Origin of the sequence: Rudaea sp. (assembly GCF_047601565.1) — a bacterium.
Lineage (GTDB): Bacteria > Pseudomonadota > Gammaproteobacteria > Xanthomonadales > Rhodanobacteraceae > Rudaea.
Genome location: NZ_JASGIY010000001.1, coordinates 1,418,592 through 1,431,468, shown reverse-complemented (window position 1 = coordinate 1,431,468; position 12,877 = coordinate 1,418,592). Strand labels below are relative to the sequence as shown.

The following is a 12,877-nucleotide window of genomic DNA, read 5'->3' as shown; positions in this document are numbered from 1 at the left end:
GCCGCGAAACGAACGCGTTTCGGTCGATGCGGACAAATCCATCCCACTGTAGATTTCCGGAGACTTGAAACATGAACAAGAAATTGCGCTACGCAGCCCTGGTCGCCGCCGTACTGGCGCTCGGCGGCTTTGCTTCGACCACGATGGCGGCGGCCACGGCCACGACCAGCTTCAACGTGACCCTTACGCTGGACGCCACCTGCGATACGACGACGCTGGCGGCCACGGCCTTGGGATTCGGCGAGCACACCTACCTGGACACCATCACGTCGACCTCGACCGTCAGCATCAAGTGCTCGACGGGAACGGCGTTCAATATCGGCCTCGATGCCGGCGCCAATCCCGGCACCAGCGGCGATATCACGACGCGTCGAATGAAAGGCGGCACGGGCAGCGATTACGTGTCGTACCAGTTGTATACCGACAGCGGATATGGCACCGCATGGGGCAACAACAGCAGCAACGGCTGGGTGGCCAAAACCGGCACCGGCAGCGCGGTGACCTATACCGTGTACGGCAAGGCTTCGCCGATCTCGACCTCGCCGGCGGGTTCCTACAGCGACACCGTCGGCGTGACGGTCACCTACTGATCGCCATACCCTGCGCGCATCGAGGCAAACCATGCGGATCATCCTGCTTGCGGCCCTGGGACTTGCATGCGGTTCGACGTTCGCGAGCGGGCTGCAAGTCGCGCCCGTCTCGCTGACCCTGGCTCCCGCGGACAAGGCGAGCGGGCTGTGGCTCACTAATACGGGCGACAACGTCATCCACGCGCAGGTGCGCCCGTACCATTGGATCCAGCGCGACGCCGCCGACCAACTCGAACCGTCGAACGGGCTGATCGTCAGCCCGCCGATGGTCGAGATCCAGCCGGGCCAGAAACAGTTGATCCGCGTGATCCGCATCGGCGCGCCGCCGGCAGGCACGAACGCGAGCGAGGACACCTGGCGCCTTGCGATCGACGAATTGCCGATCGACGTGCAGGGTAAAAAGGGCGTGCAGTTCGTGCTGCATTATTCGGTGCCGGTATTCGTGCAGCCGGCCGCGTCGGCCGCACCCGCCGCGCAGTTGCGCTGGGACTTGCTCCGCGACGGCGACAAGGCCGTGCTGCAAGTCGCCAACTCGGGCACGGGCCATGCGCAGCTCGCGGCGTTGACGTTCGTCGACCACGCCGGCAAGCGCGTCGAGATCAGCGGCGGCCTGCTCGGCTACGTGCTGCCTGGCGTGACGATGCGCTGGGCCTTGAAACCGCCCGCGCGGGATTTCGCCGGCGGCGGCAGCATCGAAGCGACGGTCAACGGCATGCAGGCCAAGCAAGATGTCGCGCTGGCCGATCCTGTTCGCTGAGGCATTGCTGCTGCTGCATTGCCGCTGCGCAACGGCCGCGGCCGCGACGACGGCAAGCGCCGGCGACGCCAACGCCGCCAACAGCAGCACCGCGCTGACGATCGATGCGGGCGATACCGCGCCCGTCGTCGACGGCAGCGACCTGTACCTCGCGACCACGCTCAACGGCGTCGACCGCGGCCTGGTCCACTTCGGCTATCGCGACGGGGCATTGTGGGCGACCGCGTCGACCCTGCGCCAGCTCGGGTTCGCGCTGCCTGCCGGCACGCCCGATCCGGTGCGGCTCGATGCCCTCGAGGGCGTGCATGCCGGTTACGACGAGGCGCACCAGAGCGCCGGCATCACCGCACCGGCCGGGCTGTTGCACTATGCGACCGAGGTCGTCGACACGCACGCCATGACTTCGCCCGAGGCCAGCGTCGCGCCGGGGCTGTTGCTCAACTACAACCTTTACGGCAGCGAGGCGCAGCACGGCGCGAGCAGCCTCAACGCCTACGCCGAATTGCGCGCGTTCAACCGCTACGGCGTGTTCAGCAACACCTCGCTCTCGCAGACGGCGAGCGGCGGCGGCGATTCGAACGACCGCACGGTGCGGCTGGACAGCACCTGGAGCCTGTCCTTTCCCGAGCAGATGCTGACGCTCAACGTCGGCGACGCGCTGACCGCGGCCACGTCGTGGTCGCGCGCCACGCGCATCGGCGGCGTGCAGTTCGGCACCGACTTCGCATTGCAGCCGTACCGCGTCACCACGCCGCTGGCGCAATTCTTCGGTTCCGCGACGCTGCCCTCGCAGGTCGATCTCTACGTCAACGGCATGAAGCAATACAGCGGCAACGTGCCGGTCGGGCCGTTCCAGATCAACACCGTGCCGGGCATCAACGGCGCGGGCAACGCGCAGGTCGTGCTGACCGACGCGCTCGGCCAGGTCACGACGCTGAATTTCGCGTTGTACAACACGCCGCAACTGCTGCAGATGGGGTTGAACGACTGGTCGGCCGAACTCGGCGCGGTGCGCGAGAACTACGGCATCGATTCGTTCGACTACGCGCACGAGGCCATGGGCAGCGCGACTTGGCTGCACGGTTTCAGCGACAATTTCACCGGCGAGGCGCACGCCGAAGCCACGCCCGGCCTGTGGAACGGCGGCGTCGGCGGCGTCTGGTCGCTGCCGGACCGGGCCGGCGTGCTGTCGGGTTCGATCGCGCGCAGCGATTGGCACGGCTCGAGCGGCTCGCAGTTCGGTTTCGGCTACAACTGGACCGACGGCCGTTTCAACGTCGCAGTCAACGGCACGCGCGCGAGCAGCGGCTACCGCGACGTCGCTTCGCTGTACGGCACGCCGCCGCCGCGCCTGTCCGGCAGCGCACAGGCCGGGTTCAACAGCGCCAGCCTCGGCAGCTTCGGCCTGGGCTACACGCACCTGGATTACCGGCAGCAGGTCAACCGTTACGCCAGCGCGTTCTGGTCGCGCTCGTTCGGCCGCTTGGGTTCGCTCAATTTCAACGCCAACCGCAACCTGGAGGACGCGCGCGACCGCAGCCTGTTCCTCACCTGGAGCGTATCGCTGGACGATCGCACCTACGCCAGCGCCAGCGTGCAGCACGGCCGCGACGGCGATTTGGCCGGCGCGAGCGCGGCGCGCTCGATTCCCGTCGAGGGCGGTTTCGGCTGGCGCGCACAGGCGCAGGCCGGCGGCGGGCTCCGGAACGGGTTGGCCGAACTCGATTACCTCGGCCGCTACGGCCAGGTGCAGGCCGGCGTCAGCGACGCGAACGGGGAGTATTCCGGCTACGCCAACGCGACCGGTTCGCTGGTGCTGATGGGCGGCGGCCTGTTCGCCGCGCGCACCGTGTACGACGGCTTCGCCGTGGTCTCCACCGACGGCGTTGCCGGCGTGCCGGTCAAGCTGCAGAACAACCTCTACGGCGTCACCGACAAGGACGGCCTGCTGCTGGTGACGCCGCTCAACGCCTACCAGAACAACCGCATCGACATCGACGCGATGAACCTGCCGGCCGACCTGCGCATCGACCGCGTCGAGGCGCAGGCCGTGCCCGAGCGGCGCGCCGGCACGCTGGTGCGTTTCGCCATCACCCCGATGCGCGCGGCCGTCGTCGTGCTCGTCGACGCGAGCGGCAAGCCGCTGCCGCTCGGCGCGGCGGTGCGCGTGCGCGGCGAGGAAGGCGAACCCGCGCTGGTCGGCTACGACGGCGAGGTGTATTTCGACACGCTCGCCGAACACGACGTGCTCGACGTCGATGCGCCCGCAGGCGCATGCAGCGTCGCGTTCGACTATCGCAAGCAGGACGACGGCGGCATTCCGCGCATCGGGCCGCTGACCTGCGCCAAGGGAGCCTCGCCATGACTTGCCCGATCCGCCGCCGGCGCATCGCCGGCCTGCTGCTCGCGCTGCTGGCGCTGTGGTGGCTGCCGGCGCACGACGCGCACGCCGGCATCTATTGCTCGATCACCAACACGCCGATGAGCCTCGCCTTCGGCAACGTCACGGTCAGCGGATCGAGCGGCGCGTCGAGCACCGTGCAGATCAACTACACCTGCACGAGCTACAGTCCTGCGGAAACCTTCACGCTGTGCGCGACCGGACCGACCGGCGACAACATCGGCCCCTACACCAGCCCGCAGATGAAGCTCTCCGGAGGGGCCTGGAACGCGCCGCTGATGCAGTACAACTACTACATCGACGGCGCGCACACCACGGCGTGGACCGCGACGCAATTCGTGACCAATACGAGTTCGACCAGCATGGCGGCCTCGGTGAATGGCGCGGCCGTCGTTGCCAGCGGCGTCATCACCGTCTACGCGTACATTCCCGGCAACCAGACGACGCTGACCGCGGGCAGCTACGCCGAGACCGTCTACAACATCAACCTCGGCTTCGTCAGCGGCACGCAGTGCCTGAACAGCACGGGCGATCTTACTTCCTACAAAGGCGCGTCGATCAGCGCGTCGGCCACGCTGGCCAACGCCTGCACGGTCAGCGCGAATTCCACGCTGAACTTCGGCAGCTTCGCCGCCGGCACCAGCGAGACGATCAGCGGCAGCAACGCCATCTACGTCAACTGCCCTTCGGGCACCGCCTATTACGTCGGCCTGTCGCCGCAGAACGTCGCCAGCACGACGGGGCTCGGCACGATGAAAGGCGCCACCTCGGGCAACGCCAGCACGATCGCCTACCAGCTCTATTCGAACTCCGGTCTGAGCACGGCCTGGGGCAATACCGCCACCTCGACCAGCGTCGGCAACGGCGTCGCAGGTACGGGCACCGGCTCGGCGCAGACGCTGACCGCCTACGCCAAGGTCACCGGCAGCACGAACGTCACGCCGGACGCGTATTCCGACGTGGTGCAGGTCATCGTCAACTATTGATCGCCGTCGCGCGGCGTCGGGATCAGCGCGAGGAAACGTACTTCTCGCGGCGGATGTGCGGAATCGGCAGCCCGGCTTCCTTGAGCAGGTTGAACGACTGATCGACCATGTCCGGATTGCCGCACAGGTAGGCGATGTCGCGCGCCGCATCCGGTCGGATTTCTTCGAGCGCGACCTGCACGCGGCCGTTGCGGTCGTGGGGTCGCGGAACCGCGCGAGGCGCGCGCGAGAAGCAGGCGTAGAAGCGGAATTGCGCGTTCTCGCGCGCGAACGCTTCGAACTCGTCGCCGTAGAGCAGTTCGGCCTCGTTGCGCGCGCCGTAGATCAGCGCGACTTCGATGTCGCGCTTGGCGAACAGCGCTTTCAGTTGCGGCAGCATCGCGCGGTACGGCGTTACGCCGGTGCCGGTGGCGACGAGCACGTAGCGCCCGTTCGCATCGTTGTCCATCAGGCAGAAGCGTCCGTACGGGCCGCTCGCCTCGACGGTTTCGCCCTCGCGCAGGTTGCCGAGCAGTTCGGTGGCTGCGCCGCCGTCGACATAGGATACGGCGATCTCGATTCGCTGCACGGGCATGGCATCGCCCGCACCCAGCGTCGCCACCGAGTAGCTGCGCTTGGTCGGCTTGCCGTCGGCATAGTGGAAATGGACTTGCAGGAACTGTCCGGGAACGAACGCGAACGGCGCGCCGTCGGCGCGTTCGAAGGCGAGATGGCGCACGCTGGACGCGAGCATGCGGCTGTCGGCGAGGCGCAGGGTGAAATGGTCGGCCACTTGGGAAATCGTGAGGCTGGAAAGGGCCGCTATACTAGCGGCTTCGATTTTTGCTTGCAGCCATGAATCCCGCCGATTCCGTTCCCGCCCTCGAGGTCGTCGACCTGCGCAAGACCTACGCCACCGGCGTCGAAGCGCTCAAAGGCATTTCCCTCAGCGTCCAGGCCGGCGATTTCTACGCGCTGCTCGGGCCGAACGGCGCCGGCAAATCCACCCTGATCGGTATCATCTCCTCGCTCGTCAACCCGAGCGCGGGCGATGTGCGCGTGTTCGGCCACTCGGTGCGCACGGATCGCGGCCGGGCCATGCAGATGATCGGCCTCGTGCCGCAGGAGATCAATTTCAACCTGTTCGAAACGCCGCTCGACATCTGCGTCAACCAGGCCGGTTTCTACGGCATCGACCGCATCACCGCGTTGCCGCGCGCGGAAAAGTACTTGAGGGAACTCGCGCTCTGGGACAAGGCACGCGCGGTCACGCGCACGCTATCCGGCGGCATGAAGCGGCGCCTGATGATCGCGCGCGCGATGATGAACGAGCCGAAGCTGCTGATCCTCGACGAGCCCACCGCGGGCGTCGACATCGAGATCCGCCGCTCGATGTGGAAGTTCATCGAAGGCATCAACGCGGCCGGCGTGACGGTGATCCTGACCACGCACTATCTCGAGGAAGCCGAACAGCTCTGCCGCAACATCACGATCATCGACCACGGCCGCGTGATCGAGAACACGTCGATGAAGAAGCTTCTGTCCAAGCTCGACGTCGAAACCTTCGTGTTCGACCTCGCCCATCCGATCGATGGCCTGCCGACGATCAGCGAGGTGAAACTCACGCGCATCGATGCGCAAACGGTCGAGGCGGAGATGTCGCGCGCGCACGACCTCAATTCCGTATTCGCGGCGTTGTCCGCGCGCGGCATCACGGTCAACTCGATGCGCAACAAGGCCAATCGCCTCGAAGAGCTGTTCGTGCGTTTGGTCGAGGGCAACCTTGGCGCGAAGGAGGCCGCATGAACGCGCAAGGCAACCTCGTCGCGCTCGGCACGATCGCGCGGCGCGAAGTCGTGCGCATCCTGCGCATCTGGGCGCAGACCCTGCTGCCGCCGGCGGTGACGATGACGCTGTATTTCATCATCTTCGGCAATCTCATCGGCAGCCGCATCGGCGCGGTCGCCACCGACAGCGCTGGCGCCGGCATTTCCTACGTCGAGTACATCGCGCCGGGTCTGATCATGATGGCGGTGATCCAGAACGCCTACGGCAACATCACCAGTTCGTTCTTCGGCGCCAAGTTCCAGCGCTTCGTCGAGGAAATGCTCGTCTCGCCGATGCCGAGCTGGACGATTCTCGCCGGCTACGTGTCCGGCGCCGTGCTGCGCGGCCTCATGGTCGGCGTGATCGTTTTGTTGATTTCTTTATTTTTCACCAAAATCCACTTGTACCATCCGCTGGTGACGTTGAGCACGTTCCTGCTCGCCGCGGTGATTTTCGCCCTGCTCGGCTTCGTCAACGCGATCTACGCGCGCAAGTTCGACGACATCGCGATCATCCCGACCTTCGTGCTCACGCCGCTGACCTATCTTGGCGGCGTGTTCTACAACGTCGCCCAGCTGCCGTCGCCGTGGAAGGAACTCTCGCATCTCAATCCGATCCTGTACATGGTCAACGCGTTCCGCTACGGTCTGCTCGGCATCAGCGACATCGACCTGACCTGGGCCTATCTCGTCATGCTCGCGTTCGTGGTCGGCCTCGGCGCGTTGTGCCTCAACCTGTTGCATCGCGGCGTCGGCTTGCGTTCCTGATTGCGTTCAATCGCACTTCGCGCCGGCGCCGTCGGGCTTGCACTGCGGCGGCCAGCCGTTGGCGTTCCAGTAGTCGACGAACTTCATGCGCTTGATGAAATCCTGGAACGCCGGATCGCGGCGCAGGGCGGCGAATTCGACCGTCCAGAGAATTTTGCCGAACGGTTCCTGATTGCCGGGTTCCAGCATGGCGAGCATTGCCGCGGCCCGGTGGAACTGCGGCAGCAGCAACTCGATCTGGGGCGGCTCGCCGATCTTGCTTTCCCGCTCCGCGACGGCGGTTTCGGCTTCGGGCCAGCGCGACGGATCGGTCAATGCCGCCGTCGCTGCCACGTAGGCTTTCTTCAGTCCATCCTTCTCGGGCATCTGCGTGGCAAAGCCGCGGGCAGAGGCGTAGTCGTGCCGCCAGATCGCGTTCCACCAGCGCGCGGTCGAGGTCGTGACGGATGTCTCGGGGTCCGTTTCGAGGCCGGGCAGCGCATCGAGATACGGCTTGGCCTCGTCGTGCCGGCCGAGCACGTCGAGTTCGCTGCCCAGGTTGTTGTTCGTCCAGTAGCCGAGCGGATCGGCGGCATGGGCCGTGCGGAAATACGCGAGCGCGCGTTCCCCGTAACCGAGCCGCGACAGCCACATGCCGGTGATCAGGTTCAGGATGACGTCGCCCGGTTGCGTGGCCAGTGCGGCATGCAGCTCACGGTCGGCCACGGCCCAGTCGTGCGTGCGGAATTCGATTTCCGCCATTGCCGCATGCGCATCGGCATTTCCAGGGTCGAGAGCGAGTGTGCGCTGGACTTCGCGCAATGCCTCGTCGCCCTTGTATTCGCCTTCGCCTTCGGCGGCGAGGTTCAGCGCGAGCAGGCCATGCGCTTCGGCGAAGTCCGGCGCGCGTTCGGCCAAGGCGCGCAAGTCTTCATTCGCGTGGTCATCGGGGCCTTCATCGCTGGCGCCGGAGAAGAGGTGGCGCAACTTCAGATACTCGCGATACGTCTGCGGATCGGGCGCTTTCGCGACGTCGCGGGCAAGGTTCATGCGCAGCGCGAGTGCCGCCGCCACGGCCTGCGTGATTTCCCGCTGCACCGCGAACACCTCGCCGGATTTGCGATCGAAGTCCTGCGCCCAGACGGTGCGCCCCGATGGCGTCTCGATCAGGCGCAGGTCGATGCGCAACTCGCCGCCGTCCTCGCGCAGGCTGCCTTCGAGCGCGTGGGTCGCGTGCAGGCGTTCGGCCAGTTGCGCGGCGTCGAAGCCGTCGTGCCGCGCGCGCGCGGCCGAGGTGCTCGATATCATGCACAAACCGTCGACGCGGGCCAGTCGCGTGGTCAACTCCTCGCTGAGGCCGTCGGCGAAGGCGGTTTCGCTTTTGTCGTCGCCGATCGCATGCAACGGCAGCACGACCAGCGTCGGCGATGCCGGAGCCGCTTCGCGATGTCGCGCCTGCCAAAGGAAAATGCCGGCCGCGATGACGGCAAATGCGGCGATGAGAAGCCGGCCCCCACGCCGCGAGGCAGATCGAATCGCGGCCGGGACGGCGGTTGAGGAGACTGCCGACGGCAGACTTGGAGCGACCGACTTGGGCGTCGAGGTTTCCGATGCCGCGGCGGTTGGCGAGGCTGCCGCGACCGGCGCAGGCGCGAGCGGATCGGCCGCCGGACGATGCGAGAAGAACCGCACCTCGCCGTCGAAGCGGTAGCCGACGCCGTGCAGCGTGTGCAGGCGATGCGCGCTCTCGCCGAGCGACTCGCGGATCAGCTTGATCACGCGATTGAGCACACTCGGCGTAACGTGGCGATGGCTCCACACCGCATCGAGGATATCGTCGCGCGCGAACGCCCGGCCCGGCGATTGCGCGAGCAGCACGAGCACGTCGAACGCCTTCGGTTCGAGTTCCTCCTGCACGCCGGCAACGGTCACGCGCCGGCCGACGAGGTCGATCTCGACGGCGTCGAACGCGATGTATCGGGGGGACGCTTCTATATCCATGCCGGCTCGTGAAACTGGACCCGGTCGGCAAATTCCCCTTCAAGCCGACCCGCAACGGCGGCGCGACATGCGCGCACGTCAGGATTCCCTCATCAATTCCCCACGATTCCCTCACCGCAATCTTATGCTTTTTCGACGCCTGCGGAGCAGAGTTTCGCCTCCCTTGACCGCATGGTGCGGCCACAAGGTTGCTCTGACCATGACCCGAAGGAGATGAACTCATGTACATCCGTCGTACCCAACTCGTCTTGGCCCCCACGGCCGGTTTGTGCCCCAGTGCAGGCACTCGCCCGCAAAATACGGTCACATCCGAGCTCGGAACGTCGATGCTGCTGGCCCTGCTCGCGGTGCTACTTGCCGCGACCGCACCCGCGTGGGCGGCCGATCACGCCGTCACCGTCGCGCCCGGCGGGGCACTCAGCTTTTCGCCCTCGTCCCTGACCATCAACCAGGGCGACACCGTAACCTTCACCTACGCAGGCGGGGACATGCCGCACAACGCGGTGTCGGATACGGCAGGCGTGTTCTCCAGCGGCAAGGCCATTAGCGGCGCCTGGAAATACACCACGCCGGCGTTCAACACGGCCGGCACCTTCGGCTACTCCTGCACGCCGCACAAGTCGCTGGGCATGACCGGCAGCATCGTCGTGCAGGGGGATTCCACGCCGACGTTCTCGATCGTGCCCGGCATCACCGGATCGTGGTACCTGCCGGCGCAATCCGGCCACGGCTTCAACGTCGAAGTGCTGCCCAACAACGGCATGCTCGCGTTCTGGTACGTCTACGACAACGCCGGCAACAATCTCTGGCTGGTCGGCCAGGGCACCTACTCGGGCGACACCGCGACGCTGACCATGCAATCGGGCAGCGGTGGCCTGTTCCCGCCCAATTTCGACAAGAGCAAGATCGTGCGCACCGACTGGGGCACGCTCACCTTGAAGTTCAGCGACTGCAACACCGCCACGGCGCAATGGAGTCCGATCATGCCGGGTTATACGAGCGGCTCGATGGACCTCGTCCGCCTGAGCGGCGTCAGTGGACTGGCTTGCCCGTGATCGGACACGCAAGGACCGCGCCCGCGGCGACCGCGATGCTCGCCGCGGCGATGTTGTCCGCCGCCGGCATCCGCCATGTGACCGGCATCGCAAACCGCGCCCGGACCGGGCGCGCCGATGCTGGCGCTGCTCGCGACGCTGCTGGGCGCATTCGCGTGGCGACGCTCGCGCGCAAAGTAGCGATGCGAATCATCGCGCACGCTTTTGCTCGCTTGGAGAAAGCCCGATGAAACGCCGCGCCCGAAGTCTGTTTGCCCTTTTTGCCCTCCTGAACCTGGCCGGCGTCGCGCAGGCAGCGATCCCGGCCACCGAACGGCAGGTATTGCTGGACCTCTACACCCAGACCAATGGTGCGCTTTGGAGCATCCAAACCGGATGGGATGGCATGCAGGGCACCGAGTGTACCTGGTTCGGCATCACCTGCGATGCCACTAACACACATGTGACCCGGATCTATCTGCCTCTGAACCAGCTTTCCGGAACGCTGCCCGCGCTGTCCCCCTTGACCGAGCTGGTCGTTTTCGACGTCGACCTCAACTACCAGATTACCGGCCCGATACCGTCGCTTTCGGGGTTGAGCAAACTCGTCGTATTCGACGTCTCTGGCAACCAGTTGACTGGCTCGATATCGTCGTTCTCGGATTTGAGCAGTCTGGAAAGGTTCAATGTCAGTTTGAACCAACTGACCGGTTCGATACCGTCGCTTTCGGGGTTGAGCAATCTGAGCGTGTTCATTGCACACGATAACCAACTGACTGGCTCGATACCGTCGCTTTCGGGACTGAGTAACCTGGGCCTATTCGATGTCGGCGCAAACCGGCTGAGCGGCTCGATCCCATCGCTTTCGGGGTTGAGCCTTTTGGGTAAATTCGACGTCGATGACAACTTGCTCACCGGCTCGATTCCGTCGCTCTCCGGGTTGAGTAATTTGGTGGAATTCCACGCCAATTCCAACCAACTCACTGGCCCGATCCCGTCGCTCACGGACGCGAAGGCGCAATTGACGACCTTTCTGGTCTACAACAACCAATTGAGCGGCTCGATCCCGTCGCTTTCAGGCTTCAGCTCTCTGACAAGGTTTGATGTCGGCCAAAACCGGCTGACCGGCTCGATACCCTCGCTATCGGATTTGAGCCGGCTCTCCTATATCAATCTCAATTCCAACCGGCTGACAGGCTCGATACCCTCGCTCTCGGGATTGAGCGAGCTGAGCGAATTCTATGTTTCCGACAACCAGTTGACCGGTTCGATACCGCCGATTGCGGGCCTGACCAAGCTGGCCTGGTTCGATGTCAGCGACAACCGATTGACTGGTCCCGCGCCACTGGTGGATCTTGGTCTTACGGCCAGCCTGGTGCGCCAGGGAAGTCGTTTGTGCCCCAATGCGCTCGATCCTGCGGCCAATCCGCCGAGCCAGAACGATTCGCGCTGGAATTACTTCACGGGTACCACGCCGTGGTCGTATCGATGCACCGCAGCCGTGGTCACCTACACCGTCACCGCCGTGGCCACCCCGGCCGGCACCGGCAGTCTCACCTGCGTCAGCCCGGTGAACGCCGGCGCAACCAGCACCTGCACCGCCACGCCGAACGCCGGCTATGTCACGCAAAGCATCGGTGGCTGCGGCGGCACGGCCACGGCCAGCGGCGTCAACAGCTACGCCAGCGGCGCGGTGGACGCCGACTGCACCGTGACGGCCAGCTTCGCCGAAACGCCGACGAAGCCCGTGCCGCTGCTGGCATGGCCCGCGCCCGCGCCGATTGTCTACGGCACCGCGCTCGGCGCGACGCAGTTGAACGCGACGGCAAGCTGGAACGGCAACCCCGTCGCCGGCACGTTCACCTACACGCCCCCGGCGGGCACGGTGCTCAACGTCGGCCCGAACCAGATCCTGTCGGCCACGTTCGTGCCGAGCGACACGGCGAGCTATGCCACGCCCGCCTCGCCGGTGACGACGACGATCACCGTCGACGCCGCGACGCTCACGCCCGTGACGATGACGCTGACCGCCTCGCCCGCGACGATCGCGCAGGGCCAGAGCGTGCTGTTGACGGCCACGGTGAACGGATCGGCGGCGGGTGCGACGGCCGTCGGAAGAATCGCAAGTCGCAGGTCGTCGCCGTCGCCGGCGGCGGTTGCGCCGACGGGCGGCGTGACGTTCCGGGACGGCGGCACGCCGATCGGCACGGTGGATCTGGACGGCAGCGGCATGGCCGCGCTGAGCGTCGCCACGTTCGCGGCGGGCACGCACGACGTGGTCGCGACGTACGCGGGCGACGGCACGTTCGCGCCAGCGACGGCGAGCGCCCGCGTGATCGTTACCGCCGCCGCCGCGCAAGCTCCGATGCCTGCGCCGATGCTCGATCCTCTCGCGCTGCTGTCGCTCGTGCTCGGGCTGTGCGCATGGGCATGGCGCGCGCGTGCCGGCGATCAGGCAAACGAGTGATGGTCGAATTTTCCGTCATTCCGGCAGGGACTGCCGGAATCCAGTGCCACGGATGGCAACGTACCGGTATCCGTGATGTTCACATCCCT

General features: G+C 65.9%; 11 protein-coding genes. 9 read left to right on the top strand and 2 right to left on the bottom strand.

Annotated features, from left to right (window positions below):
* Positions 1–71 precede the first annotated feature (71 nt).
* The 4 genes from QM741_RS06140 to QM741_RS06125 are packed head-to-tail and all read left to right on the top strand — an operon-like array spanning position 72 to position 4,734.
* Positions 72–590 (top strand): spore coat U domain-containing protein, encoded by a 519-nt coding sequence (locus tag QM741_RS06140; protein ID WP_415206842.1) that lies wholly within the window; start codon positions 72–74, stop codon positions 588–590.
* 31 nt (positions 591–621) lie between these two features.
* On the top strand, positions 622–1,347 hold the full coding sequence (locus tag QM741_RS06135) for a molecular chaperone (RefSeq protein ID WP_415206841.1): 726 nt from the start codon (positions 622–624) through the stop codon (positions 1,345–1,347).
* Positions 1,319–3,712, top strand: a complete 2,394-nt coding sequence (locus QM741_RS06130; RefSeq protein WP_415206840.1) for a fimbria/pilus outer membrane usher protein — start codon at positions 1,319–1,321, stop codon at positions 3,710–3,712. The genes QM741_RS06135 and QM741_RS06130 overlap by 29 nt, the downstream gene beginning before the upstream one ends.
* Positions 3,709–4,734, top strand: a complete 1,026-nt coding sequence (locus QM741_RS06125; RefSeq protein ID WP_415206839.1) for a spore coat U domain-containing protein — start codon at positions 3,709–3,711, stop codon at positions 4,732–4,734. Before QM741_RS06130 ends, QM741_RS06125 begins: the two co-directional genes overlap by 4 nt.
* 22 nt (positions 4,735–4,756) lie before the next feature.
* Here QM741_RS06125 and QM741_RS06120 read toward each other — a convergent pair whose 3' ends face one another.
* The gene (locus QM741_RS06120) at positions 4,757–5,506 is read right to left on the bottom strand and encodes an FAD-binding oxidoreductase (RefSeq protein ID WP_415206838.1); all 750 of its coding nucleotides are present in this window, start codon (positions 5,504–5,506) and stop codon (positions 4,757–4,759) included.
* Positions 5,507–5,568: 62 nt separating this feature from the next.
* Between QM741_RS06120 and QM741_RS06115 the strand changes: the two genes are divergently transcribed.
* Both QM741_RS06115 and QM741_RS06110 read left to right on the top strand, forming a co-directional pair.
* Positions 5,569–6,519 carry an ABC transporter ATP-binding protein gene (locus QM741_RS06115; RefSeq protein ID WP_415206837.1) on the top strand — a complete coding sequence of 317 codons (951 nt, stop codon included), beginning with the start codon at positions 5,569–5,571 and terminating at the stop codon, positions 6,517–6,519.
* Positions 6,516–7,307, top strand: coding sequence for an ABC transporter permease (locus QM741_RS06110; RefSeq protein WP_415206836.1), 792 nt, complete (start codon positions 6,516–6,518; stop codon positions 7,305–7,307). The genes QM741_RS06115 and QM741_RS06110 overlap by 4 nt, the downstream gene beginning before the upstream one ends.
* 6 nt (positions 7,308–7,313) lie before the next feature.
* Here the strand turns inward: QM741_RS06110 and QM741_RS06105 are convergent, their stop codons facing one another.
* Positions 7,314–9,287, bottom strand: coding sequence for a winged helix-turn-helix domain-containing tetratricopeptide repeat protein (locus tag QM741_RS06105; RefSeq protein ID WP_415206835.1), 1,974 nt, complete (start codon positions 9,285–9,287; stop codon positions 7,314–7,316).
* A 326-nt stretch (positions 9,288–9,613) separates the two neighbouring features.
* Between QM741_RS06105 and QM741_RS06100 the strand changes: the two genes are divergently transcribed.
* The 3 genes from QM741_RS06100 to QM741_RS06090 all read left to right on the top strand — a co-directional run bounded on the left by QM741_RS06100 (position 9,614) and on the right by QM741_RS06090 (position 12,788).
* On the top strand, positions 9,614–10,342 hold the full coding sequence (locus tag QM741_RS06100; protein ID WP_415206834.1) for a plastocyanin/azurin family copper-binding protein: 729 nt from the start codon (positions 9,614–9,616) through the stop codon (positions 10,340–10,342).
* Between the two features lie 117 nt (positions 10,343–10,459).
* The gene (locus tag QM741_RS06095) at positions 10,460–10,522 is read left to right on the top strand and encodes an IPTL-CTERM sorting domain-containing protein (protein ID WP_415209082.1); all 63 of its coding nucleotides are present in this window, start codon (positions 10,460–10,462) and stop codon (positions 10,520–10,522) included.
* Between the two features lie 46 nt (positions 10,523–10,568).
* Complete coding sequence (locus tag QM741_RS06090; RefSeq protein ID WP_415206833.1) at positions 10,569–12,788, top strand: Ig-like domain repeat protein; 2,220 nt, start codon at positions 10,569–10,571, stop codon at positions 12,786–12,788.
* Positions 12,789–12,877: the final 89 nt, after the last annotated feature.